At 71.9% G+C, this 24316-nt stretch carries 19 protein-coding genes and 2 pseudogenes; 11 read left to right on the top strand and 10 right to left on the bottom strand.

Translation table 11 applies throughout. The features are described 5' to 3' along the window. Positions 1 to 2: 2 nt before the first annotated feature. Positions 3 to 2108, bottom strand: coding sequence for an elongation factor G (gene fusA, locus ACWCPY_RS28255; protein ID WP_451269582.1), 2106 nt, complete (start codon positions 2106 to 2108; stop codon positions 3 to 5). 530 nt (positions 2109 to 2638) lie between these two features. Here fusA and ACWCPY_RS28250 point away from each other — a divergent pair. Next, complete coding sequence (locus ACWCPY_RS28250) at positions 2639 to 3271, top strand: class I SAM-dependent methyltransferase (RefSeq protein ID WP_451269580.1); 633 nt, start codon at positions 2639 to 2641, stop codon at positions 3269 to 3271. Positions 3272 to 3290: 19 nt separating this feature from the next. On the opposite strand, the gene ACWCPY_RS28245 is transcribed toward ACWCPY_RS28250, so the two are convergent. Both ACWCPY_RS28245 and ACWCPY_RS28240 read right to left on the bottom strand, forming a co-directional pair. Next, positions 3291 to 3617: a hypothetical protein gene (locus tag ACWCPY_RS28245; RefSeq protein WP_451269578.1), complete on the bottom strand. Its 327-nt coding sequence runs from the start codon at positions 3615 to 3617 to the stop codon at positions 3291 to 3293. Positions 3618 to 3738: 121 nt separating this feature from the next. Continuing rightward, a complete protein-coding gene (locus ACWCPY_RS28240) occupies positions 3739 to 4623 on the bottom strand; it encodes a DUF2510 domain-containing protein (protein WP_451269655.1) in 885 nt (294 codons plus the stop codon). Positions 4624 to 4731: 108 nt separating this feature from the next. On the opposite strand from ACWCPY_RS28240, the gene ACWCPY_RS28235 reads away from it, so the two are divergent. The 6 genes from ACWCPY_RS28235 (at position 4732) to ACWCPY_RS28210 (ending at position 10636) form a co-directional block, all read left to right on the top strand. Next, entirely contained in the window at positions 4732 to 5511 is a 780-nt protein-coding gene (locus ACWCPY_RS28235; RefSeq protein ID WP_451269576.1) for a crotonase/enoyl-CoA hydratase family protein, read from the top strand. A 93-nt stretch (positions 5512 to 5604) separates the two neighbouring features. Further along, positions 5605 to 6654 carry a S66 family peptidase gene (locus ACWCPY_RS28230; RefSeq protein WP_451269574.1) on the top strand — a complete coding sequence of 350 codons (1050 nt, stop codon included), beginning with the start codon at positions 5605 to 5607 and terminating at the stop codon, positions 6652 to 6654. Between the two features lie 138 nt (positions 6655 to 6792). Next, on the top strand, positions 6793 to 7539 hold the full coding sequence (locus ACWCPY_RS28225; RefSeq protein ID WP_451269572.1) for a FadR/GntR family transcriptional regulator: 747 nt from the start codon (positions 6793 to 6795) through the stop codon (positions 7537 to 7539). A 156-nt stretch (positions 7540 to 7695) separates the two neighbouring features. After that, positions 7696 to 8463, top strand: coding sequence for a (Fe-S)-binding protein (locus ACWCPY_RS28220; RefSeq protein ID WP_451269570.1), 768 nt, complete (start codon positions 7696 to 7698; stop codon positions 8461 to 8463). Then, complete coding sequence (locus tag ACWCPY_RS28215; protein ID WP_451269568.1) at positions 8460 to 10007, top strand: lactate utilization protein B; 1548 nt, start codon at positions 8460 to 8462, stop codon at positions 10005 to 10007. Before ACWCPY_RS28220 ends, ACWCPY_RS28215 begins: the two co-directional genes overlap by 4 nt. Further along, positions 10004 to 10636 carry a LutC/YkgG family protein gene (locus tag ACWCPY_RS28210; protein WP_451269566.1) on the top strand — a complete coding sequence of 211 codons (633 nt, stop codon included), beginning with the start codon at positions 10004 to 10006 and terminating at the stop codon, positions 10634 to 10636. Before ACWCPY_RS28215 ends, ACWCPY_RS28210 begins: the two co-directional genes overlap by 4 nt. Positions 10637 to 10687: 51 nt before the next feature. On the opposite strand, the gene ACWCPY_RS28205 is transcribed toward ACWCPY_RS28210, so the two are convergent. From ACWCPY_RS28205 to ACWCPY_RS28185, 5 genes and pseudogenes are all read right to left on the bottom strand, one after another. Further along, on the bottom strand, positions 10688 to 12589 hold the full coding sequence (locus ACWCPY_RS28205; RefSeq protein ID WP_451269564.1) for a DUF2264 domain-containing protein: 1902 nt from the start codon (positions 12587 to 12589) through the stop codon (positions 10688 to 10690). Then, on the bottom strand, positions 12586 to 13626 hold the full coding sequence (locus ACWCPY_RS28200; RefSeq protein WP_451269654.1) for a hydroxyacid dehydrogenase: 1041 nt from the start codon (positions 13624 to 13626) through the stop codon (positions 12586 to 12588). Before ACWCPY_RS28200 ends, ACWCPY_RS28205 begins: the two co-directional genes overlap by 4 nt. 35 nt (positions 13627 to 13661) lie before the next feature. Next, positions 13662 to 13808, bottom strand: a pseudogene (locus ACWCPY_RS28195) (carbohydrate ABC transporter permease); the annotation flags it as partial. A 43-nt stretch (positions 13809 to 13851) separates the two neighbouring features. Next, positions 13852 to 14259 (bottom strand): annotated as a pseudogene (locus tag ACWCPY_RS28190) (extracellular solute-binding protein); the annotation flags it as partial. 102 nt (positions 14260 to 14361) lie between these two features. Continuing rightward, the gene (locus ACWCPY_RS28185) at positions 14362 to 15498 is read right to left on the bottom strand and encodes a substrate-binding domain-containing protein (protein WP_451269562.1); all 1137 of its coding nucleotides are present in this window, start codon (positions 15496 to 15498) and stop codon (positions 14362 to 14364) included. Positions 15499 to 15921: 423 nt separating this feature from the next. Here ACWCPY_RS28185 and ACWCPY_RS28180 point away from each other — a divergent pair, with 423 nt between their 5' ends. The 3 genes from ACWCPY_RS28180 to ACWCPY_RS28170 are packed head-to-tail and all read left to right on the top strand — an operon-like array spanning position 15922 to position 19711. Further along, positions 15922 to 17838, top strand: a complete 1917-nt coding sequence (locus ACWCPY_RS28180; protein ID WP_451269560.1) for a RiPP maturation radical SAM C-methyltransferase — start codon at positions 15922 to 15924, stop codon at positions 17836 to 17838. After that, a complete protein-coding gene (locus ACWCPY_RS28175) occupies positions 17835 to 18440 on the top strand; it encodes a DUF5825 family protein (protein WP_451269558.1) in 606 nt (201 codons plus the stop codon). The genes ACWCPY_RS28180 and ACWCPY_RS28175 overlap by 4 nt, the downstream gene beginning before the upstream one ends. A gap of 5 nt (positions 18441 to 18445) precedes the next feature. After that, positions 18446 to 19711, top strand: coding sequence for an MFS transporter (locus ACWCPY_RS28170; protein ID WP_451269652.1), 1266 nt, complete (start codon positions 18446 to 18448; stop codon positions 19709 to 19711). A 90-nt stretch (positions 19712 to 19801) separates the two neighbouring features. On the opposite strand, the gene ACWCPY_RS28165 is transcribed toward ACWCPY_RS28170, so the two are convergent. After that, positions 19802 to 21331: an amino acid permease gene (locus ACWCPY_RS28165; RefSeq protein WP_451269556.1), complete on the bottom strand. Its 1530-nt coding sequence runs from the start codon at positions 21329 to 21331 to the stop codon at positions 19802 to 19804. Between the two features lie 87 nt (positions 21332 to 21418). After that, a complete protein-coding gene (locus ACWCPY_RS28160; RefSeq protein ID WP_451269554.1) occupies positions 21419 to 22426 on the bottom strand; it encodes a hypothetical protein in 1008 nt (335 codons plus the stop codon). Positions 22427 to 22868: 442 nt separating this feature from the next. Here ACWCPY_RS28160 and ACWCPY_RS28155 point away from each other — a divergent pair, with 442 nt between their 5' ends. Then, positions 22869 to 24302 carry an FGGY family carbohydrate kinase gene (locus ACWCPY_RS28155; protein ID WP_451269552.1) on the top strand — a complete coding sequence of 478 codons (1434 nt, stop codon included), beginning with the start codon at positions 22869 to 22871 and terminating at the stop codon, positions 24300 to 24302. Positions 24303 to 24316: the final 14 nt, after the last annotated feature.

Raw genomic sequence — 24316 nt, 5'->3', positions numbered from 1 at the left:
CGCTACCGGGCCGGTGCCTCCGGGGAGACCGGCTTCGGCGCCGGGGCGTAGCCGGTGGGGCGGGAGGTGAACGTTCCCCGGCCCTGCGTCCGGCTGCGCAACCGGGTCGCGTAGCCGAACAGCTCCGCCAGCGGCACGGTCGCTGTGATCACCGCGGTGCCCGCCCGGGTGGTGGAGCCCGAGACCCGGCCGCGCCGCGCCGCCAGATCACCGAGAACCCCGCCCACGGCGTCGTCGGGCACGGTGACGGTGACCTCCGCCACCGGCTCCAGCAGCACCATCGCGCTCGCGCGCAACGCCTCACGGAGCGCGAACCTGCCCGCGGCGCGGAACGCCATCTCCGAGGAGTCCTTGGAGTGGGTGGCCCCGTCGGTCAGGGTGACCCGCAGCCCGGTCACCGGGTGCCCGCCGAGGGGACCCTCGGCCAGCGCGTCCCGGCACCCGGCCTCCACCGCGCGGACGTACTCCTGCGGCACCCGCCCGCCGACGACGGTCGACCGGAACACGAAACCGGCTTCGCCGCCGTCGCCGGCGTCCAGGTCGTCGCCGGCCTCCAACGGCTCCGCGTCGAGGACGACATGGGCGAACTGGCCGGCGCCCCCGTCCTGTTTCACATGCCGGTACACCAGCCCGGACACCCCGCGGGCGACCGTCTCCCGGTACGCCACCTGCGGCCTGCCGACGCCGATGTCCAGTTCATGAGCGCGCCGGATCTTCTCCACCGCGACCTCCAGATGCAGTTCCCCCATTCCCGAAAGCACCGTCTGACCGGTCTCGGGATCGGTACGGACCCTCAGCGAGGGGTCCTCCTCGACGAGCCGCGCCAGCGCCGTCACCAGCCGTTCGGTGTCGGTGCTCCGGCGGGCCTCCACCGCCACGGAGACCACCGGGTCGGCCGAGGTGGGTGGTTCGAGGACCAGGGGTGCCGCGGGGGTGCACAGCGTGGCCCCGGTGCGGGCCGCCTTCAGCCCGATCACCGCGACGATGTCCCCGGCCACCGCCGTGTCCACGTCCGAGTGCCGGCCGGCCTGCACCCGCAGGATCCGTCCGACGCGCTCGTGGCGCCGCGTCCCCGCGTCCAGCACCGTGTCCCCCTTCCTGATCGTTCCGGAGTACACCCGCAGAAAGGCCAGCCGTCCCGTGGCCGTCGAGTTCACCTTGAACACCAGCGCGGCGAACGGCGCCGCCGGATCGGCGGCCCGCTCCTGCACCGCGCCGTCGAGGGCGCCGCGCACCGGCGGCACGTCCAGCGGTGAGGGCAGGAAGGCCACGACGGCCTCCAGCAGCGGCTCGATCCCCCGGTTGCGGTAGGCCGAGCCGCACAGCACCACGAGGGCCTCACCGCTTCGGGTCAGGTCGCGCAGTGCGGCCGTCAGAGTCCGCTCGGAGACGGAGGACTCCGCGCAGAACTCCTCCAGTGCGGCCGGATGGAGTTCCGCCACCGTCTCTTCGAGCAGCCGCCTGCGGCGCCCCGCCTCTTCGCGCAGCCCGTCCGGCACCCGCACTTCCTCGTAGGTGTCGCGGCCGTCGGCCCAGACCAGTGCCCGCATGCGCAGCAGATCCACCACTCCGGTGAAGCCGTCCTCGCTCCCGATCGGCAGCTGGACCACCAGCGGGACGGTGTGCAGCCGGTCCCTGATCGAGGCGGCCGCGACGTCGAGATCGGCCCCGGCACGGTCCAGCTTGTTGATGAAGGCGATCCGCGGCACCCCGTGCCGGTCGGCCTGCCGCCACACCGACTCGCTCTGCGGCTCGACACCCGCGACGGCGTCGAACACCGCGATCGCACCGTCCAGCACCCGCAGCGAGCGCTCCACCTCGTCGGAGAAGTCGACATGGCCCGGGGTGTCGATCAGGTTGATCCGGTGACCGTCCCAGGTACAACTCACCGCGGCGGCGAAGATGGTGATGCCGCGGTCGCGTTCCTGGGAGTCGTAGTCGGTGACGGTCGTCCCGTCATGGACCTCGCCCCGCTTGTGGACGGCGCCGGTGAGATAGAGGATCCGCTCGGTGACGGTGGTCTTGCCCGCGTCGACATGGGCGAGGATGCCCAGATTGCGAACGGCGGTCAGCGGACTGATGGGTTGACGGTGGAGTTCGGTACGCACGGCCCATGGCCTTTCGGAATGATCCGGAACGGGACGGCGCGATTCCCGGACGGCCCGGCCTGTGAGCGGGCCGGGCGAGGACCCCTGAAGCGGTGCGTCACACCGGAGGGCTGCCCGGGTGTACGGACGCCGGGCGGTGCGGGGTCAGTTGTTCGTCGCGGGGGACCGGTACGGGCCGCGCAGCCTGCACCGGGCGCACGTGGACACCAGGATCACCTCGTACCGCGACGGGGGAACGACGGCGGTGGTGCGGTAGCGCACGGCCGGTCTCCCCTCACTCGTCACGGTGCGCGCCGCGGAGCTGTCGCGGCGTGCGATGCGTGGCGAGTGTAGTGAACCCGGGTGCGGGCGGGGAACCGGTTTTCGGGGCCGCCGTCGACGGGGGCTCGGGGCGTGCCGCGCCCCCGTTCTCTCATTTGCCCAAGGGGCCCCTGGTGCCCATGTGGCTTGCCAGGGAGGGGCGTTGAAGGTGGTGGCGAATGATGAAACGATTCCCGGGACCACAGGGGGCTAGGGAAGGAACAGCATCGATGGACGAGGACCACGGCCTCGCCGCCGCCACGGTGTTCGACGCGCTGGGCGCCGACTACGAGCGGGCCTTCGGCGGATCCGCCGCCCATCGCGTCTCGTTGCAACGGCTGCTGGGCGATCTCGCACCGCGCAGCCGGGTCCTGGACGTCGGCAGTGGAACGGGGCGGCCGACCGCGCTGACCCTGACCGAGGCCGGGCACGATGTGCTGGGGGTCGACGTCTCGCCCGTCATGGCCGAGCTGGCGGCCCGGCAGGTGCCCGGCGCGGCCTTCGAATGCGCCGACATCCGCGAACTCCCCTTGTCCGAGGGTGCGTTCGACGCGGCCTGTGCGTACTTCTCACTGCTTCAGATGTCCCGCGAGGACCAGGCCCGGGTTCTGCGGAAGCTTGCGCGGCTGCTGGTTCCCGGCGGCCATCTGGTCGTGGCCACCGTGCCGCTGGACGTCGAGGACTTCGGTGTCGTCTTCATGGGGCACGAGGTGCGGGCGACGAGCTTCGGACCGGAGGAGTTCACCGAACTGGTCACCGAGGCCGGCTTCTCGGTGGTGTGGGAGCAGAGCGCCCTCTTCACCCCGGAGTACGAAGCGGCGGTGGCCGAGCCCCAGCTGTTCCTGCACTGCCGGCGGGCCTGACACCGGGGCCGGCGCTCTTTCAGCGCTCGGCCGGCAGCCGCTCCGGGCGACGCGAGCCCCGGACCCCGGGACACCGCCGGACCAGGGAGCCGCGGCGCCCGCCCGCACGCAGCGGGCGCTTCCAGTTGCGCAGCGCCTGCCTGCCGCACCCACGCCACTGCGCGGGCGAGACGGGTACGGCCGGCCCGCCCCGCGTGACCAGCGCGTTCACCGGAGTCAGCGGATCCGTCGCCAGGGTCTTGGCGAGCAGCACGCCGATCACCAGCGGGGCCAGGGACAGCGCCAGGGTCGTGCCGGCCGTGGTGACCTGCTGGATGCGGGGGCGGAGCGGTGCGTCAGGAAGCATGACTGTCATTCGACCAGCGGCCGTCCGCCGCCGGATCGGAGCACGTACTCAGCTCGACCCGCCCTCGTACTCACACCGGGATGCACGAGGGCGGGCCACCGTGCCCGTCCCCTGACGGGACCTACGCGTTGGTGCCGGGGCCGGAACCCGTTCCGGAGGCGGCCTTGATGCCCTTGGTGATGTCGTCCATGACCGAGAGCGCGGGCGCCTTGGAGTTGATGTCGAAGCCGGACCGGACCACGATCAGCATGTCCTTGGAGCGGGGGGACGGGAAGGCCAGCGACTGGACGTACCCGTCGTCACCGTCCTTCGTCACCACCTTCCAGCGCACCACGTAGCCCTGCCGGCCGGCCACGGTGACCGGCTCGGACTTCAGCTCCTGATGCGAGGTGATGCCGCCGTAGATCTTCTCGCCGTACGACTCGGTGGCATTGGCGGAGATGTCCTTGACCGCCGTGGCCTTCGCGGTCGTGGTGTCGAGCTTCAGGCCCTTCGCGGGCATCGAGAACACTCCGCCGCGCACGCACTGCTCGGAGGTGTCACCGGGGCAGGGGTACTCGCCCGTGGTCACCCCCGCACCGGCGATCCCGGAGCTGCCCTTCCAGCCGTCGGGCACCGGCAGGCTGATCCCGCTGGTGAGATCCGTGGCGTAGCCGTCCTCGGTCTGCGGCATCTGCCGCTCGGGGCTCCCGCTCTCACCGTCGCCGCCTCCGCCCGGCGCACCAGGCCCCCGGCCGGGGGCCTCGGAGGGCGCGGTGGACGGATTCGGCGCCGCACGTCCGTCGGTGCCGCCGGAGTTGTCCGACAGCAGGAAGAGGCCGCCCCCGATGGCGGCGAGGGCCACCACACCGGCGGTGATGCCCAGTCCGACACGCATCCGGCGACGCCGGACCACGGCGGGTGGCACGCGGAGCTGGTCGGTCCAGCGGGTGCCGTCCCACCAGCGCTCGTGGACGGGACCGATTCCTGTATACCCGGGGTCTGGGTGCCAGCCGGGCGGGGTCATCTGGGTCACGGGCCCCACCGTAGAACGATTGCGTGAGAATCGCATGAATCAGCTGTGCCGGCGGGGTTCTCCGCCGTCTCCGTGTCAGCCACTGTGGGAGGCCGAACGATGAGTGAACAGCCAGCCGTGCGGATCGAGCGCGACGGCGCTGTGTTCACGGTGATCCTGAGCCGGCCCGGGGTCCGCAACGCCGTGGACGGGCCGACCGCGAGCCGACTGGCCGACGCCTTCCGGGAGTTCGACGAGGATCCGGACGCGTCCGTCGCCGTGCTGTGGGGTGAGGGCGGGTCGTTCTGCGCGGGCGCGGACCTGAAGGGCATCGGTACGGAGCGGGGCAACAAGGTACTGGCCGACGGCGACGGGCCGATGGGGCCGACCCGTATGCGGCTGAGCAAACCCGTCATCGCGGCGGTCTCCGGTCATGCGGTGGCCGGGGGCCTGGAGCTGGCCGTCTGGTGCGACCTCCGGGTGGCGGAGGAGGACGCGGTGTTCGGGGTGTTCTGCCGCCGCTGGGGTGTGCCGCTGGTGGACGGCGGAACGGTGCGGCTGCCGCGTCTGATCGGTGAGAGCCGGGCCATGGACATGATCCTCACCGGGCGGCCCGTCCCGGCTGCCGAGGCGTACGCCATGGGGCTCGTCAACCGGATCGTGCCGACCGGCGAGGCACGCGGAGCGGCGGAGCGGCTGGCCCGGGAGATCGCCGCTTTCCCGCAACTGTGTCTGCGCCACGACCGGCTGTCGGTGCGCGAGCAGCACGGTCTGAGCGAGCCGGAAGCGCTGGCCGCGGAGTACCGGCACGGTCTGGTGCCGCTGACCTCGGGGGAGACGCAGGCCGGGGCCGAACGGTTCGGGGGCGGTGCGGGCCGCCACGGATCCTTCGACGAGTGACCGGTGGACCGGTGGCGGGGCCCTGTCCCGCCGCCGGTCCACCGGACCGAAAACCCGACGACGCCGTCTCGGTGGCCGCCCTACGCTCATCGGATGTCGACCACCCATGAGTACCCCGCCAAGCCCCGGCCCGGTGACCGGGTCGCCGTGCTGTCCCCTTCCTCCGGTCTCCCCGGCATCCTGCCCCTGCCCCATGAACTGGGACTGCGCAGGCTCCGCGAAGAATTCGGGCTCGAACCCGTGGAGTACCCGGCCACGCGGAAGATGGGCTCCACTCCACAGGAACGGGCCGCCGACATCCACGCGGCGTTCGCCGACCCGGACATCAAGGCCGTGATCTCCAGCATCGGCGGCGACGACCAGATCACCGTGCTGCCGTACCTGGACCGCGACCTGCTGCGTGCCAACCCCAAGCCCTTCTTCGGGTACAGCGACAACACCAACCTGCTGGTGTTCCTCGAAAACCTGGGCCTCGTCGGCTATCACGGCGGCACGGTGATGGTCGAGATGGGGCGTCCCGGCGCGATGCACCCGCTGACCGCCGAATCCCTGCGGGCCGCGCTCTTCACCCGTGGTGCCTTCGAACTCACCCCGGCCGAGGAGACCGGCGGAGTGAACGGCCGGTGGGAGGAGCCCCGTACCTTCGACTCCGAACCCGAGATGCGGCCCTGCGACGGCTGGATATGGCACAACGCCGACGGCCGGACCGTGAAGGGTGCGAGCTGGGGCGGAAGTCTGGAGATCCTGTCCTGGATGCTGATGGCCGATCGCGAGATCCGGCCGGTGGACAGTTATGCGGGGCGGGTGCTGTTCCTCGAAACGTGCGAGGAGATGCCCTCTGCTGACGAGGTCTACCGGATTCTGCGGAACATGGGGGAGCGCGGTCTGCTCGCGCAGTTCCCCGCCCTCCTCATGGGCCGGGCCAAGAACTGGTCGTTCGAGCAGCCGCTCGACGCCGAGGCCGGGGAGCGGTTCCGTGAAGATCAACGGCAGGCGGTTCTGCGGGCGTTGAGCGAGTACGCCCCCCAGGCCATGGCCGTCCTCGACGTGGACCTCGGTCACACCGACCCGCAGCTGGTCATTCCGTTCGGCGGGCAGATCGAGGTGGACGGAGTGGGGCGCCGCATCGTCGTCACCTACTGAGCCGGAGCCGGAGCGGCAGCCGGAGCGTGGGTGGCGCCCAATCTTTGGTCCGACCATATGCGGTGTGTGACATAGTTGAAGATCGGGCAGCAGAAGCGACGGCAACCGGACGATTCCGGCCGAGGCAGGGGGTGACGGATGCCCGTCGAATGGCAACCCGTACGGCAGTCCCGTACGCATGAGCTCGTGCTCCAGAGCATCGAGGAACGGGTGTTCGCCGGTGAGCTCCGGGCGGGCGACCGGCTGCCGCCCGAGCGTGAGCTCGCGCCGGTGCTCGGGGTCAGCCGCTCCGCGCTGCGCGAGGCGCTGAGGGTGCTGGAGACCATCGGTGTGCTGGTCGCGCAGCCGGGCCGGGGGCCGGATGCCGGGGCGCGGATCGTACGCAACCCCGACGACGCGCTCGGGCGGCTGCTGCGGCTCCACTTCGCGCTGGGCAGCTACAGCCTGGAGGACGTCCTGGAGGCGCGCGTAGTGCTGGAGAGGTCCAGTTTCGAGGCGGCCGCGCGGCATGCCTCCCCCGAGGACCTCGGCGAGGCGGAGGCGCTGGTCGTGCGCATGGGGGAGCCGGATGTCGGGGTGCCGGAGTTCAACGACCTGGACACCCGGTTCCATGTGCACATCGCCCGCAGCTCCGGCAACGAGCTGACCTCCACGCTCACCTCCGCCGTCCGTGAGTCGGTGCGCCCGCTGATCCTGCGGGCGCTGGAGGAGGCCGAGGACTGGGCGGCCACGGCAGCCGCGCTCAACGCGGAGCACGCCGAGCTGCTGGGGCTGGTACGCGCCGGCAGGGGCGCGAAGGCCGCCGATCTCGTCGAGCGGCACATCCGCAGTCTCCACGGCACGCTGGTCGACGAGAACTCCGGCCGGGCGCGCGAGGACTCCTGACCCGGAAGGTTCCGGCCGGGTCGGCCGGAGCCCTCCGCGTGTCCAGGGATTGTCAGGTGCATGTAATTCAACGCGGCGCCGCGGCCTTCGTGTTCCGGACCGAGGCTAGTATGGTCGGACCATATAAATGCAGAAGCGAACGATCGGGGAGACCCCATGCGCATCGGACTCTTCGCCACCTGTCTGGGAGACACGCTCTTCCCCGAGGCGGTGAAATCGACCGCGGTCCTGCTCGCCCGCCTGGGCCACGACGTGGTGTTCCCGCCGGAGCAGACCTGCTGCGGTCAGATGCATGTCAACACCGGCTATCAGCGTGAACCCGTGCCCCTGGTGCGGAACTTCGCCGAGCAGTTCGGCGACGCCTCGATCGACGCAGTCGTCATGCCGTCCGGATCGTGCGCGGGCTCGGTCCGTCACCAGCACGAGATCATCGCCGAACGGTACGGGGACGCGGCGCTGCGCGCCGGCGTCGCCACGGTCAAGGCCAAGACGTACGAGCTGTCGGAGTTCCTCGTGGACGTCCTGGACGCCGAGGACGTCGGCGCGTACTTCCCGCACCGGGTGACGTACCACCCCACCTGTCACTCCCTGCGCATGCTCCGCGTCGGGGACAAGCCCCTGAAGCTGCTCCGGGCCGTCGACTCCATCGACCTCGTCGAGCTCCCCGAAGCCGACTCCTGCTGCGGATTCGGCGGCACCTTCGCCGTGAAGAACGCCGAGACGTCGACCGCGATGCTCCAGGACAAGATGCGCAACATCGCCACCACCGACGCCGAGGTCTGCACCGCGGGCGACTCGTCCTGCCTGATGCACATCGGCGGCGGACTCTCCCGGATCAGGTCGGGCACCCGCACCCTGCACCTCGCCCAGATCCTCTCCGCCACCCGCACCTCGCCGTACGTCCCCACGGAGGCCGTCCGATGAGCAGCACCTTCCTCGGCATGCCCGCGACCCCGCCCCGCTCCCCGTACGGGACCGGCAATCTGCGCGGCGACCGGAAGTTCCCCGAGGCCGCCCACGACGAACTGCGCAACGAACAGCTGCGCCGCAACCTCGGCCGGGCCACCCGCACCATCCGCGCCAAACGCCTCGACGTCACCGGTGAGCTCCCCGACTGGGAAGCACTGCGCGAGGCGGGCTCGGCCATCAAGACCGACACCATGAACCGGCTTCCCGAACTCCTGGAGCAGCTGGAACGTAACGTCACCGAGCGCGGCGGCACCGTCCACTGGGCGCGCGACGGCGTCGAGGCCAACGAGATCGTCACCCGGCTGGTCAGGGCGACGGGCAGCAGCGACGTCATCAAGGTCAAGTCGATGGCCACCCAGGAGATCGGCCTCAACGAGCACCTCGAATCGGTCGGCATCACCCCGTACGAGACCGACCTCGCCGAACTGATCGTCCAGCTCGCGCACGACAAGCCGTCGCACATCCTGGTCCCCGCGATCCACCGCAACCGTGACGAGATCCGGCAGATCTTCCTCAAGGAGATCCCGGGCGTCGACCCGGGACTGGACAACGTACCCGCGCATCTGGCCGCCACCGCCCGCGCCTATCTGCGCGAGAAGTTCATGACGACCAAGGTGGCGGTCTCCGGCGCGAACTTCGGCATCGCCGAGACCGGGACCCTGGCCGTAGTGGAGTCCGAGGGCAACGGCCGCATGTGCCTGACGATGCCCGACACCCTGATCACCGTCATGGGCATCGAGAAGGTGCTGCCGCGCTTCCAGGACCTCGAGGTCTTCCTCCAGCTGCTGCCGCGCTCCTCCACCGGCGAGCGGATGAACCCGTACACCTCGATGTGGACCGGGGTGACGCCGGGCGACGGGCCGCAGGAATTCCACCTGGTCCTGCTCGACAACGGACGCACCGCGGCGCTCGCCGACCGGATCGGACGCGAGGCCCTCAACTGCATCCGCTGCTCGGCCTGCCTCAACGTCTGCCCGGTGTACGAACGGGCCGGCGGCCACGCGTACGGATCGACGTACCCCGGACCGATCGGAGCGGTCCTCACCCCGCAGCTCGCCGGGATGCACGCGGCCAAGGGCGACCCCAACAGCTCGCTGCCGTACGCCTCCAGCCTCTGCGGCGCCTGTTTCGACGCCTGCCCGGTCAAGATCGACATCCCGTCGCTCCTGGTCGAACTGCGCCATCAGAACACCGAACAGTCCGCCACGACGGCGGAGAAGCTGGCCATGAAGGCCGCGGCCACCGTCATGAAGCACCCGAAGCTCTTCACCGCCGCGCAGAAGGGGGCGGGGATCGGCCGTGTCGTCGGCGGGCGGGACGGCAGGATCTCGCATCTGCCGCCGCCGTTCAGCGGCTGGAGCGAGAGCCGGGACACCGCGGTGCCGCCGAAGCAGACCTTCCGCTCCTGGCTGGCATCGGCGGAGGGCGCCGCGACGATGCGGGCCGCCGCGGGCGAGTACGAGAAGAACCGCAAGCAGAAGGAGGAGGAGGGCAAGTGACGACCGCTCGTGAAACGGTGCTGGGCAGGATCAAGGACGCCCTCGCCCTCGCCCCCACCCCGGACATCACCGTCCCGCGCGCCTACCGCACCGGCCGTACCCTGCCCGACGACGAACGCCTGGCTCTCTTCACCGACCGGCTCGTCGACTACAGGGCCACGGTGCGCACCTGCACCGCGGACCGCACGGCCCAGGTCGTCGCCGAGGTGCTGGGGGAACACGGGGCACGGCGGATCGGCGTGCCGGCCGGACTCGATCCGCGGTGGCTCGACGCGTACGACGGCGAGGTCCAGCAGGACTCCGGCGACATCCCGGCGCCCCGGCTCGACGCCCTGGACGGGGTCCTCACCGCCTCCGCCGTCGGCTGCGCAGAGACGGGCACGATCTTCCTGGACGGCTCGCCCGGCCAGGGACGGCGGGCGCTGTCCCTGGTCCCCGATCTGCATGTGTGCGTCGTCGATCTGTCGACCGTCGAGGCGGGGGTGCCGGAGGCGGTGGCCCGGCTGGAGCCGCAGCGGCCGACGACGCTGATCAGCGGACCCTCGGCCACGTCCGACATCGAGCTGGAGCGGGTGGAGGGCGTGCACGGTCCGCGCACCCTGGCCGTGGTGATCAGGACGGACCGGTAGGGCCCGGCCGGCGGGCGGGGTGCGCGGCGCGAGGGCCGCGCACCCCGGCGCTCAGCCGTGCGTGACCGTCATCGGCTCGAAGCGGATGCGGGTCGTCGCCGCGTCCCTTGCCCAGCGGACCTCCACCGTTTCCCCGTCCACGGCCACCCCGCTCACCACCGTGTCGAGCGGCGCCGCGCCGGGCTCCGCGGTCAGCGAGGCGAGCGAGACCAGGACCACCGTGCCCTCGGCGGGCGCGGCCAGCCGGGGCACCACCGCCCAGGGGGTGTACGCGGTGCCCTGCGGGGCCCGTACCTCGTCGCGGGACTCCCAGCCGTACAGGCCGTGCAGGGCGGAGGTCAGGGCGTCGTCACGGCCGGTCGCCCAGCCCGTCTGCTCTACCCGGGCCCCGTCCGGCGCGCCGACCACCCGGTGCACCCGCAGGTCGTACCGGCCGAGCGCCACGGTGACGCTCTCCACCCGCATCCCCGGCACCATCGGGGAGCCCGACGTGAACACGGGGCGGTGCCAGGAGGCGGCCCAGCCCCAGCCGTCGCCCCCGCCGGCGCCCAGCGCACGGATGACCCGGCGACCACTGCGCACCCCGGCGACCACCACGGCCAGGTGGTTGTCCGCCGCGTTCCCCCCGGCCGTGGGTCCGGTCACCGTGGAGTACGAGTGGCGGCTGTACAGCGGATCGTCCTGCACACCCGACTCGCCCTCGTGCGGGCGCACATGGTCGCTGCCGTGGTTGTGCAGCCGTACGATCCCGTCCGCGCGGGTGGACTGGACGAGCAGCCCCGGCGCGGGCAGCGCGAGCACCCGGTCGGGGCCCTCGCTCGGCGCGGGCTCCTCGGTCGCGGCCCACAGCGGATGGCCCTCTGGGGCGAGCAGCGAGACGAAGGCCTTGGACGCCCAGTACGGCGACGCGGGCGCCGAGTAGTTCTGCAGCGACGCCTCGTGCGGGCCGTGCCAGCCGAGGTTCAGCAGCCCGTCCGTACCGGTCGCGCCCCGGTCCAGGAAGTAGCGCAACGACCCGCTGATCACCCGCCGCGAGGCGCCGGGCGTGAGCGGGGTGTGCCCGCTGACGGCGCCCAGCGCGACCGAGGAGGCGGCTGCGAAGCGGTAGGTCAGCGAGCGGCCGAAGTGGATCGGCGCACCGTCGCCGCCGAACAGCAGCGAGAAGCCCTCCAGGTGTTCGCGCAGCCGGGCGCCGTAGTGCGCGGACAGCTCCGCGTCGCCCGACAGATGCGCGTCCAGCATCGGGTAGAGGTGCAGCGCCCAGCCGTTGTAGTGGTCGAAGGCGCGGCCGTCGCCGTCCGCGTACCAGCCGTCGCCCCGGTACCAGCCCTCCAGCAGTTCGAGGGCTCGCTGCTTGGCCCGGGCCGTCCGGGCGTCGCCACGGCCCACGGACTCCAGGAACCCGGCCACGGAGTAGGGGAAGAGATACCAGTTGTTGGGGGAGGGGACGTGCAGCAGCGCGTCGCGCAGCCACTCCTCGGTCCGGTCCCGCACCCCGTCGTCCAGCCGGTCCCAGAGCCACGGCCGGGTCAGCCGCAGGCCGATGGCGACCGAAGCGGACTCGACCATGGGCTGCCCGAAGACGGAGTGGTCGCGGATCAGCGGCCAGGACTCGGCATCGTCACGGCCGGGGGTACGGGTGCCGGCCGCGAGCCCGTCCGCGTACCGGTCGAGCCAGCCGTGCGGGTCCTTGCCGTCCGCGCCCGCGACCCGGAAGGCGGCGGCGAGGAAGGTGCGCGCGTAACCCTCCAGACCGTCGGAGCGCACTCCGGACGCGGACGGCCTGCCCGGCAGGTCCAGCAGCGCGCCGCCTGGGGTGGCCCACTTCCACGCGGCCCGGAGCAGCCCGTCGGCGGCGGCCTCCCAGTGCGCGCGGGTGTAGCCGGTGTGCGGGCTCGACACCCGGTCCTCGGCGGGGAGTTCGATCGGAGAGATCGGATGGGGAGCGGTCATGCGAGAAATGCCAGCCTTTCGCGTCGTACGGGATGGGCGAAACCGTCGCCCGCGGCCCAGCGGCCTGCCTCGTCCGCCGCCAGATCGACCAGTCGGCGCAGCTCGTTGCCCTGCGATCCGGCGAGGTGCGGGGTGATCAGGGCGTTCTCGCACTCCCAGAGGGGGTGTGCGGCGGGCAGTTCGTCGGGATCGGTGACGTCGAGGATCGCCCGGATCCGCTTCTGCCGGAGTACGTCGGTGAGCGCGTCCTGGTCGACGACGGCGCCCCGCGCGGTGTTGATGAGGACGCCGTCCGGGCGCATCGAGGTGAGCAGTTCACGGCTGACGAGCCCGCGGGTGGCCGGCAGCAGCGGGGCGTGGACGCTCACCACGTCGCTCTGCGCGAACAGTTCGCCGAGGCCGACGGGCCGGACGCCGAGCGCGGCGGCCTCCTCGGCACCGACGTACGGATCGTGCAGCAGGACGGGCAGGTCGTAGGGGCGCAGCAGCTCGACGACGCGCCGGCCGATCATGGAGGCGGACAGGATGCCCACGGTGCGGCCGTAGTTCCCGACCCGGTCGGGGGTGGCGAGCCAGTTGTCGCGGCGGCGCCGTGCCCGGTAGTCATGGGCCCGCTCCAGGACCCGCTTGCCGGAGAGCAGGATCATCGCGACGGTGTACTCGGCCACCGGCAGCGCGTTGGCGGCGGCCGCCGAGGACACCTCGATGCCGCGTTCCCAGCAGGCCTCGGTGATGTGTCCGCGGACGCTGCCCGCGGTGTGGACGACGGCACGCAGGCGCGGCGCCGCGTCGAGGGCGACCTCGTCGAGCGGCGGGCAGCCCCAGCCGGTGACCAGGATTTCGACGTCGGCCAGCACGGCGCGGGCCCGGCCGGTGGAGAAGTCGTCGATCGCAGGCAGCGGCGCGAGATCGCACACCGCGTCGAGCGCGGCCAGGGACCGGGCGTCCAGGAGCGCGTCCGCGGCGGCCGGTTTCATGGCGACGGCGGCGCGCGGCCGGTTCGGGGTGGCGGGGGCGGAGCGGTCTGTGCTGGGCATCTCTCTCCTGGCGGGGGACGGGGGCGGTGGCCCGGTCACTTCACGGCACCTGCGGTGAGCCCCGACTTCCAGAAACGCTGGAGCAGGGCGAAGGCGAGGATCAACGGCAGGACCGCGAGCAGCGAACCCGTGATCACGACGGGGTAGTACTCGGGTGAGACGGTGGCGGCGCTGTTCCAGCGGCACGCCGAAGACGCGGCCGTCGAAGATGGTCAGGCCGAGGGCCTGCGGCAGCAGCCGGGCACGCAGGCCGTCGCCGACCAGGCCGGTGATGTCACGGGCGACCCCGTCGATGGCGAAGCCGGGGAGCTGGGGGTACTCGATCGTGGCGACGTCCGGGGCGTTGCCGGCCCGGGCGGCGTTGCTGAGCTCGGCGTAACCGCCCATGGCGCCCGCGGGGACCTGCTGGAAGTCGACCTGGACGGTGCCATGGGCGCGGTTGAAGGCGTCCACCACCTGCTGGCTGCCGCGCAGGGCGGACCAGAAGGTGATGCGGGTGGTGCGCTTCCCGCTTCTGCCGCACGGGCCGGACGCCGCGTCGCCGTCGCCACCGCCGCAGGCGCCGAGCGCACCCGCCAGCGGCAGGGCGGCGATCGTGGACAGCACGGTTCGACGGCTCTGTCGACCGGGCATCTGCGCCTCCCGCGGCTTCTCAATCGGCTCACGGGGAATCCTGATCGGCTGATCGGTACTGGTCAAGTGATCGCTCAGAAGAAAATCAAAGCGGTCAAACGATCACTCTCCGGGGGGTGGCGGCCCCTGCGCCGATCCGCGCACCTCAAGAGTGGGGAGCAGCTCAGTCCGGCGCACCGGACCGTTCGCTCCCACGCCTCCGGAGAGCCGGTGGAGCAGCAGCTCGGCGGCGGCCCGGCCGATCTCCGCCTTCGGCGGTGCCACCGCCGTCAGCGGAGTGCTGCCGAGGGCCGCGACCACATCGTCGTACGCCACCACCGAACAGTCCCGGGGAACCTCGACACCGCTCTCGGCCAGCCGCTGCACCAGCATCAGCGCATCCACGTCGCCGTGCAGCACGGCCCCCGTGGCACCCCGCTCCCGCAGCAGCGCGGCGAGATCGAGAGCGGCCCGGCCGCCGGCCGCCGGAGCGGACCCGCGGGGCTCCGCGGCGGCCTCCGGCGAGCTCAGCACCACCGACCAGTCCTCCACCTCCGGACGGGCGGCCGCGATCTCGGCGAACGCCGCACGGATGCTGCGCGCCGTCGGGCTGTCGTCACGGGCGGCCAGCACGATACGGCGATGCCCCAGCGACACCAGGTGGTCCACGGCGAGATGCGTTCCGTACCAGTGATCGGAGCAGACGGAGTCCAGGGCGTGCAGCGCACTGCCCGGCCGGGGCCGCCGCTCCATCAGCACGGTCGGCACCCCCACGTCGGCCAGCCAGCCGTAGTCCAGCTCCTCCGAACGGGCGCTGGGCCAGCGCGGCGCGATCAGCAGCCCCCGCGCCCCGTCCGCCAGCGCCCGCTCCACCAGCGGACGTTCGGCACCGGGCGACGGGGGAGCGATGTGCAGGGCGATCCGGATCCCGGACTCCTCCAGGACGGACCGGGCACCGTGCAGCGTCTCGTACAGGTACGAATGCCGCTCCGGGACGACCAGGGCGACCGCCCCCGCCTCCCCGGCCTGTTCCTCGCCCCGGGCCGCCGGGACCGCGGCGGGCGGCACCGGCTCCCGCACCGGCCGGGCCACCCCGTGCCCGCGGCGCAGCCGGCCGGCCCGGGCCAGCTCCTCGACGTCCCGCCGGACCGTGACCACCGAGACGTCCAGCTCGGCCGCGAGCGCGCTCACCTTGACGGCGCCGCGCGACTCCACCACCGACAGGATTCGCTGACGCCTGAGTTCAACCGGCTCCCGCATGCTGCTGTGGCCCCCTCGCCGTACCGCCGCGTGTTGTTCGTTTGAACGCTTCCGGTGAGCGTTCGGGTCGCAGCATAGCGATCGGGCTCCACTCGTCCACGGCTGCCGACCGTCCCGTCGACCCCACCAGCCCCAGCAGGCACTCTTGCGACTCCCGCACAACGGCACCTAACGTCAGCGGACTTGGGACCGAACGCCGAGGGGAGGGGCACATGGAGATCAAGAAGGTAGTGGTCCGCGAGGAAGAGGCGAAGAACCGCGAACGGCAGACGATCGAGAAACGCCCGACGCGCTGAGCCGGAGCGTTCCGGCCGGAAGATGACGCGACCGGCCCACCGGGCCCGGCGCGCCGCGGCCGGACAGTGACGAAAAGGGCGGACGCCGGGTGCGGCCCGGCGCCCGCCCCGTGCCGTGGGAGACACAGTGCGCATACATCTGGTGACCATGCCCTGGCAGCCGATCGAACTTCCCTCGCTCCAGGTGGGGCTGCTGCACTCGCTGCTGGACCGTACGCGGCCGCACGACGAGGTCCGCGAGTTCCACGGCTCCCTGCGCTGGGCGGAATTCCTGCTGGAACGCTCGCGGGGAGCGCTGCGGCCCGGCGACCACGTCGCGGTCGGAAGCGAATCGATCTTCGACGGCCTCGGCGACTGGGTCTTCTCCGGTGTCCTGTACAAGGACCCCGAATGGGGCGTGGCGCAGCTCAAGGAGTACGCCACCCGGCGCGGGACCGACATCTCCACCGCGACCGCGATGAGGGCCCACGCGGCGGAGTTCATCGACGGGAGCGCGAGCGCGATCCTCGGCGAGGAGCCGGATGTCGTGGGATTCACCTCCACGTTCATGCAGAACGTCTCCTCACTGGCGCTCGCCGCGGAGCTGAAACGACGCCGCCCCGGACTGACCGTCGTGTTCGGCGGCAGCAACTGCGACGGCCCGATGGGCCACGCCCTGCACCGCAATCACCACTTCGTCGACCATGTGGTGCGCGGGGAGGGGGAGTACGCCCTGCCCGCCCTGCTCGCCCATGTCGAGGCGGGCACCGCTCCGGCCGATGTGCCCGGACTCTGCTGGTGGGACGGGGCGGAGTCGCGCGCCAACGAGGAGTCCCGGCGCACCGTGGCGCCCGCCGACATCCCCTCGCCCGACTACGACCTCTGGCAGGCGGCCATCGACGCCTCCCCGCTCGCGGAGTACGTCCATCCGAAACTGGTGGTGGAGGGGGCCCGGGGCTGCTGGTGGGGCGAGAAGCACCACTGCACCTTCTGCGGGCTCAACGGATCGGCGATGACCTTCCGCGCCAAGACCGGAACCCGGCTGTGGGACGAGGTCGACCACCTGGTCCGGCGCCACCGCATCCTGGACGTCGTCACCGTCGACAACATCATCGACATGGCGTACTTCAAGGATTTCCTCCCGCTCGCCGCCGACAGCGACTGGGACCTGCGCATGCACTACGAGGTCAAGTCCAACCTCACCCCGGACCAGCTGGAACTGCTCGCCCGCGCGGGTTCGGTCCATATCCAGCCCGGCATCGAGAGCCTCAACAACAAGGCCCTGGAGCTGATGGACAAGGGGGTCGGTGCGGCACGCAACATCCGTACGCTCCGCGAGTGCGAGAACCACTCGCTCACCTGCTCCTGGAACTATCTGTACGGCTTCCCGGGGGAGAGCGCCGCGGACTACGACTCCGTCATCGACCAGATGCCCGCGCTCGTCCACCTCCAGCCGCCCGGCGGCGCCCACCGCATCCAACTGGAGCGGTTCAGCCCCAACTTCGCCGACCCCGCGCTGGGCTTCCACGAGCGCAGGCCCGCCGAGATGTACCGCCACGTCTACGACCTGCCCGAGGAACAACTGGCCGATCTGGTCTACCTCTTCGACACCCCGCCCGCCGGGATCGGCGGCGGGACCGAGGCGCGGCTCAAGGCCGCGGCCCGCGACTGGTACACCGGCCACCCCTCCTCGACCCTGGTCCTGGAACAGCCCGGGGGCACGGACGGCGAGGACGTGCTCCTCGTCCACGACCGACGGCACGGCTGGCCGCGCCGCACCCACCGGCTGACCGGCTGGCGGGCCGCCGCCCTCCGCCACCTGGAAGCGGGCCGCACCCGGCCGGCACTGCACCGGCTGCTCACGGCCGACGGGGCACCGCCCTCCGCCGAGGAACTGGACGCCTGGCTCGACGAAGCGGTCGCGCTGGGCCTCCTCTTCGACGACGGGCGTTCCTGCGTGTCCCTGCCCACCTGGCGCGTACCGGTCCGTTCGGTCGAGCGCATCCAGGAACCGGACAGGACGCCGGACGCGCCCGACAGCAGCGGAGAGAAGGTCGCCGGATGAGTCCCCTGCCCGCACCCCCTGCCCGTCCCGCCCCCGCCCTGCCGACCGGGCCGGTGCCGCACCGGATCCGAGGACGGCTGGTGACGGTGGACGAACCCCTGCGGCTGGGCGCGGGTGGCCGGCCGGCGGCGGCAGCGGTCCGGTTCCTGCGCGAGTGCCAGAGCCACGATCTCGTCGTGCGGTGGACCCCGGCGACCGACGACCCCCTGTTCACCGGGCCCGCGCACGAGGTCGCCGCCACGGCCGGACTCCTGCGCCACCTGCCCGCCCCCGGCCCGCTGCCCGGCGAACCAGCCGAACTCACCGTGTGGCGGGACCGCCACGCCTACGGACAGCTCTACCACCGGCGCGGCCCCGGCTTCGTCACCGTCATGGACCGCAGGGAGCCCTCGGCCGCCGCCCGCTTCACGATCGACGACCCGGACCTGCTCGCCGCCTTCCGTACCGTCCAGGACCCCACCGCCACGGCCACACTGAGCCCCGTCGGACGGGAAGCGGTGGAGCTGCTGGCCTCGGAACGCCTCGCATGGGTGACCGACGGCTGGGCGGTGGCCCTGCCACCCCGCATCCGCCGGTGGCCGGTCCCCTGCACCGACATCTGAGCCGGATGGAGCAGCTGCCCGACCCGCCTCGCCCTTCCGCCCGCACACGCACCGCCGGGACCGGCCCTCCCGGCCGCCCCCTGCTGCGCCACCGGCCGTTCGCACTGCTGTGCGGGGAACAGATCGCCAGCTCCGTCGGGCGCCAGGTCACCACCCTGGCCCTCGCACTGCTCGCCGTGACCCGGCTGGACGCGGGACCGTTCGGCGCCTCCGCGCTGATGGCGCTGAGCTACCTCCCCGGCGCGCTGCTCAGCCCGTTCGCCGGTGTGCTGGCCGACCGGGCGCGGCTGCGCACCCTGACCGTGGTCCTCACCGTTCTGCAGGTGCTCGTCGTCGGCTCCGTACCACTGGCGGCCGCCGTGGGCCGGCTGGGGCTGCCCCAGCTGTACGTGGTGGCCACCGCGTCCGGCGCGCTGACCTCCATGCTCGCCGTCGCCCTCCAGGCGGCCCTGCCCCGGGTCGTGCACCCCGGACAGCTGCTGTCCGCCAACTCCGTGCTGACCGGAGCCCGTACAACCGGACAGATCGGCGGCCCCGCGCTCGGCGGCGTGCTGGTGGGCCTGACCGGTGCCTCGACGGCACTGCTGGCCGCCTGCGTGGCGTACGGAATCGAGTCGCTGCTGCTGCTCGCGCTCCCCGCCACGCTCAACACCCCGGCCCAGCAGGGGAGAAGCGACACGGAATCCCGAACAGCGGCCCTACGAGCGGGACTCGAAGTGGTGCGCGGTGAAAGGGTGCTGCGCCGGCAGGTGCTCGCGGGGGCCGGGTTCAACCTCGGCAGCGGGGCCGCAGACGCGCTCTTCGTGCTCTACGCCACCCGCGATCTGGGGCTTCCCGCATGGCAGTTGGGGACCGTCTACGCCGCGTTCAGCGTCGCCACCGTCCTCGGAGTGCTGCTGGCGGGCCGGTTCGCCGCCACCATCGGGCTGGCCAGCGCCACCCGGATCTGCGCCGTGGTGGCCGCCCTCGCGATCTTTCTGATCCCGGGCGCCTCCCTGGGGCCCGGCTTCCCGGCGCTGCTCGCCTACCAGTTCCTCTTCGGCCTCGCGGCCACGGTCTGGGCCATCTCCATGACCACCACCCAGCAGCTGATCACACCGCCCGAGCTCCAGGGCCGGGTCGCGGGGGTCCTGCAGGCCGCACTCATCGGCACGGTGCCGGTCGGTGCGCTCGGGGGCGGTGCGCTCGCCGCCTGGCTGGGCAACGTCCCGGTGCTCACCGGCGGCGCGACGGTGGCACTCATGGCCGCCGCCTGCCTCTGGTGGCCGTAGGGCCTCCCGGCCGGGGCCGCATGCGCGCGGCCCTCCCGGAGCGCCCCTGCGGTCGGGGCCGTTCCGGGAGGGCCGGCGGGACGAGCGGGCTCAGACGATGCCTTCCTCGATCTCGGCCTGCTCGCGGGCGTTGCCGTACGCCGAGGGCGTGCTGTACGAACGCCGGGCGACGAACCACCACACGGTGGCCAGGACCAGCACCGCGATCAGCGCGATCGACGCGTAGTTCATCGAGTCGACCGTCACCGGGGAGGACTGCGGGAGCAGGAACAGCACGGTCACGATGGCGACCCACACGACGGCGATCCAGCCGATCGGCTTGCTCCAGCGGCCCAGGTGCCAGGGCCCGCGCTCGAACCGGTTGCCGGAGCGCAGCTTCAGGAAGATCGGGATCGCGTAGGCGGGCGTGATGCCGATGACGTTGATCGCGGTCACCGCACCGTACGCGGTGGCGGAGTACAGCGACGGCAGTGCGAGCACCCCGGCGACGACGACCGACAGCCACACCGCGTTGACGGGTGTCTGGGTGCGCGCGCTCACCTTGTGCCACAGCGCCGAGCCCGGCAGTGCGTTGTCACGGCTGAACGCGAACACCATCCGGCTCGCGGCGGCGACCTCGGCGTTGCCGCAGAACAGCTGGGCCGCGATCACGATCAGCAGCAGGGCGGTGGCCCCGGAGGTGCCCAGCGAGTCGATCAGGATCTGCGCCGGCGGCACACCGGTGGCACTTTTCTGGGTACCCGCGTAGTCCTGGATGGCGAAGGTCAGCCCGGCGAGCAGCACGAAACCGGCGATCCAGGAGACCCAGATCGCGCGGACGATGCCCTTGGCCGCCGTCACCGAGGCGTTCGACGTCTCCTCCGACAGATGGGCCGAGGCGTCGTAGCCGCAGAAGGTGTACTGCGCGAGGAGCAGGCCGATCGCCGCCACGTACAACGGGTTGTGCCAGCCCGTGTCATTGACGAACTCGGTGAAGACGAACGACGGCGACTGGTGGTGCGAGGGCACGATCGCGAGCACGGAGACGATCACCGCGACACCGGCGAGGTGCCACCACACACTGATCGAGTTGAGCACACTGACCAGACGGACGCCGAAGAGGTTCAGCACGGCGTGCAGCAGCAGGATGCAGACAAAGATGATCATTGTCTTGCCCGGTGTGGGAGTGAATCCCCACTGCAGATTCATCAGCGCACCGGTGAACAGCGCCGCACCGTAGTCGATGCCCGCGATCGCGCCCAGCAGACCCAGCAGATTCAGCCAGCCGGTGTACCAGCCCCACTTGCGGCCACCGAGCCGGTCGGCCATGTAGTACAGCGCGCCCGAGGTCGGGTAGGCGCTGGTCACCTCGGCGAGCGCCATGCCGACGCAGAGGACGAAGAGCCCGACACCGGCCCAGCCCCAGAGCATCACGGCCGGACCACCGGTCGACATGCCGAAGCCGTACAGGGTCATGCAGCCAGACAGGATCGAGATGACGGAGAAGCTGATGGCGAAGTTGCCGAAGCCTCCCATGCGGCGGGCGAGCACCGGCTGGTAGCCGAGTTCGCGCAGTCGCTCCTCCTCGTCCTTCGGCGGGGTTGCCTCCGCACCCGACTGGGTCGGGGTGGATATGGACATCGGGAAAACCTCCGTGAGCGGGATGGGAAAGGGACGGTCGGGGATCGGTTCGGGACGGGAGGAGGCGCGGCGGCGAGGCGCCCTCGCTCAGCGGTGCGGCCCCCGTCCGGGGGTGCGGGGCGCCGCGAGGCAGCGACTGCGGGCGCGCAGGAAGACGTCCTCGGCGTCTCCCGGGCCCTTGCGGCCGCGTGTGCGGTACACCCATGGAACCGAAGTGAAATACGGGCCGAGCTCCTCGAACACCGTTGCCGCCTCGGCGAATTGGAGCGCCCCCCACAGGGCGTGGGCCAGGTGGTTCAGGTCGAGCAGGGAGTGCGAGATCGGTGGCGTACGACGGAACCAGAGCTCCAGCGCACGGGCCGCGTCCCGTTCCGCGTCCTCGGTGACCCAGTGCAGGTCGAGCGCCTTCTCGTGGCCCTGCTCGCGGCGGTAGCGCTCGACCCGCACATACAGGGGCAGCACGTGCAGAGCGGAGCCGTCCGGCGCCGAAGAGGCAGCCCACTGGACGAAGTTGACCGCCTCCGAGAGGGAGCCGCCGGCCTTTCGGGCGTACACGAACTGGAGCATCCGGTGATAGGCCTCGCGGTTGCACGGATCGCGCTTGTCGGCCTCCGCGAGCAGTCCCCACGGGCCGGGGAAGAGCATCGGCCCCGGCGGGTGCAGCCGGTGCTCCTCCAGCTGCTGCCGCTCGTCCAGCTGGGACAGGGCCAGCAGGCACACCCAGGGCACCGGGTCCGCGGGCGAGGCGTTCGCGGCCGTGCGGCAGGCCTGCCAGGCCTCCTGCCACAGCTCCTGTGCCCGGTGATGGCCCTCGCGGTGGGCACGTACCGCCCGCTCGACGACGACCCGCGCCTGCATCACCGTGGCGGCGACGCTCCGGGGGTCCTCGGCCAGCCAGGCCTGCACGGCGTCCGAACCGGCGGCAACCGCCCCGAGCACCTGGGTGCGCTGGGTCCACAGCGTCCAGTCCGGCGTGCTCTCCAGCAGCGTCCGCATGGACATCCAGCGTCCGGTGCGCAGGTCCTGTAACGCGACCCGCAGATCGTTGTCATGGCCGGCCGGGTGGTAGACCGGCCGAAAATCACTGTTGGCCATCGACTCGTCCTGCCCCCGTACGACAGGCCGGCACGCGACGTTCGGAAGTTCTTCTCAGCACGTCACGCAACCCGGTGGTGGCATGGAACCCATGCAGATGCGGAAGGCCGGGGAACCGGTGGATCGGGGCTCGGGGCAGTGTGTCGGTCTCATCAATCCTCAAGGACGTGGGGGGTGAAGCAGTTGTTGAAGAACGAACTGCTCGAAAGCGTCCGGTTGTTGCTCGGCGGTGAGTGTAAGGCCAGTCACTCCGAACTCCGGACCGATTCGCGGATCTTACTCAAGTCGGCTGATCCACTTGGATGTTGAAAGATGTACCGGTTGCTCCGGCCGTGTCCCCGGCGGCGCTTGACGTACGCGGTGGTCTGCACCACTCTGGGCGGCGAGTTCAGTGATCACGATTCCGTTCAAGCCGCAGAGCTTCCGCACCGCTGGAGAGTCGATGACAGGCCCGGTACTCGCCGTGGACCAGGGCACGTCGGGCACGAAGGCTCTGGTGATCTGCCCCGAGCGCGGTGTGATCGGATCCGCTTCCGTTCCGGTGAGAGTCCGGCACGGCTTGGGCGGGGCGGTCGAGGCGGACCCCGCCGAACTGCTCGGCTCGGTCGTCGAAGCGGGCCGCCGGGCCCTGACGGAAGCCGGTGAACCGGTTTCGGCGGTCGGCCTCGCCAACCAGGGCGAGACCGTGCTCGCCTGGGACCCGGACACCGGGCGGCCGCTCACCGAGGCGATCGTCTGGCAGGACCGGCGCTCCGCCTCGATCTGCGATGAACTCTCCTCGTACGACGAGGAGTTGATGCATCTCACCGGGCTGCCCCTCGACCCGTACTTCGCCGCGCCGAAGATGGCCTGGATCCGCCGGGAGCTGACCCGTGAAGGCGTCGTCACCACCACCGACTCCTGGCTCGTCCACCAGCTGACCGGCGCCTTCGTCACGGACGCGGCGACTGCCGGACGCACCCAGCTGCTCGACCTCGACCGGGCCGGCTGGTCACCCAGGGCCCTGGAGGTCTTCGGTCTCGGCGACGAACGGCTGCCGGACGTCGTCGACTGCGACGGCACGGTCGGCACGACGGCCGCCTTCGGCGGCGAACTCCCGCTGACCGGACTGCTCGTGGACCAGCAGGCCGCACTGCTGGCCCAGAACGCCCTGGACCCCGGCAACGCCAAATGCACCTACGGAACGGGCGCCTTCCTGCTCGCCCAGACCGGGCCCGCCCCGCGCCGCGGTTCCACCGGACTGGTCAGCTGCGTCGCCTGGCGGCTCGGCGGCCGTACCAGCTACTGCCTCGACGGGCAGGTCTACACCGCCGCGTCCGCCGTCGACTGGCTCGCCGGCCTGGGGGTGATCTCCGGCGCGGCCGACCTCGACCCCGTCGGCGCCACCGTCCCCGACTCCGGCGGCGTCACCTTCGTACCGGCACTCGCCGGACTCGCCGCCCCCTGGTGGCGCGGGGATCTGCGCGGATCGGTCACCGGCCTCGGCCTCTCCACCACCCCGGGCCATCTGGTGCGCGCGCTGTGCGAAGGCATCGCCGCCCAGGTCGTCGAGCTCACCGAGGCCGCCGCGACCGACCTCGGCTCACCGCTGACCTCGCTCCGCGTCGACGGCGGCCTGACCCGCTCCGCGCTGCTCATGCAGACCCAGGCCGACCTGCTGCAACGGCCCGTCGAGGTGTCCGCCCTGCCCGACGTGACCGCGCTCGGCGTCGGAGCGGTCGCCCGGCTCGGCCTCGACCCGCGGCTCCCGCTCCGTCAGGCGGTACCCGACTGGAGACCCGCCGCCGTGTACGAACCCCGGATCGGCGCCGACGAGGCCGCCGAACGGCGCGCCCGGTTCCGGACCGCCGTGCAGACCCTGCTGGACCAGGCCTGAGACGTACGAGAGCC

Source organism: Streptomyces sp. NPDC002403, from assembly GCF_053593015.1.
This window is presented reverse-complemented; position numbering and strand designations above follow the sequence as displayed.

Coding starts and splice junctions, on each gene's coding strand:
- ACWCPY_RS28215 (WP_451269568.1), top strand. CDS start 8,460: ATGAGCAGCACCTTCCTCGGCATGCCCGCGACCCCGCCCCGCTCCCCG.
- ACWCPY_RS28185 (WP_451269562.1), bottom strand. CDS start 15,498: ATGCGGGAGCCGGTTGAACTCAGGCGTCAGCGAATCCTGTCGGTGGTG.
- ACWCPY_RS28175 (WP_451269558.1), top strand. CDS start 17,835: ATGAGTCCCCTGCCCGCACCCCCTGCCCGTCCCGCCCCCGCCCTGCCG.
- ACWCPY_RS28165 (WP_451269556.1), bottom strand. CDS start 21,331: ATGTCCATATCCACCCCGACCCAGTCGGGTGCGGAGGCAACCCCGCCG.
- ACWCPY_RS28200 (WP_451269654.1), bottom strand. CDS start 13,626: ATGCCCAGCACAGACCGCTCCGCCCCCGCCACCCCGAACCGGCCGCGC.
- ACWCPY_RS28230 (WP_451269574.1), top strand. CDS start 5,605: ATGTCGACCACCCATGAGTACCCCGCCAAGCCCCGGCCCGGTGACCGG.
- ACWCPY_RS28245 (WP_451269578.1), bottom strand. CDS start 3,617: ATGCTTCCTGACGCACCGCTCCGCCCCCGCATCCAGCAGGTCACCACG.
- ACWCPY_RS28250 (WP_451269580.1), top strand. CDS start 2,639: ATGGACGAGGACCACGGCCTCGCCGCCGCCACGGTGTTCGACGCGCTG.
- ACWCPY_RS28155 (WP_451269552.1), top strand. CDS start 22,869: ATGACAGGCCCGGTACTCGCCGTGGACCAGGGCACGTCGGGCACGAAG.
- ACWCPY_RS28170 (WP_451269652.1), top strand. CDS start 18,446: ATGGAGCAGCTGCCCGACCCGCCTCGCCCTTCCGCCCGCACACGCACC.
- ACWCPY_RS28205 (WP_451269564.1), bottom strand. CDS start 12,589: ATGACCGCTCCCCATCCGATCTCTCCGATCGAACTCCCCGCCGAGGAC.
- ACWCPY_RS28220 (WP_451269570.1), top strand. CDS start 7,696: ATGCGCATCGGACTCTTCGCCACCTGTCTGGGAGACACGCTCTTCCCC.
- ACWCPY_RS28225 (WP_451269572.1), top strand. CDS start 6,793: ATGCCCGTCGAATGGCAACCCGTACGGCAGTCCCGTACGCATGAGCTC.
- ACWCPY_RS28160 (WP_451269554.1), bottom strand. CDS start 22,426: ATGGCCAACAGTGATTTTCGGCCGGTCTACCACCCGGCCGGCCATGAC.
- ACWCPY_RS28240 (WP_451269655.1), bottom strand. CDS start 4,623: ATGACCCCGCCCGGCTGGCACCCAGACCCCGGGTATACAGGAATCGGT.
- ACWCPY_RS28235 (WP_451269576.1), top strand. CDS start 4,732: ATGAGTGAACAGCCAGCCGTGCGGATCGAGCGCGACGGCGCTGTGTTC.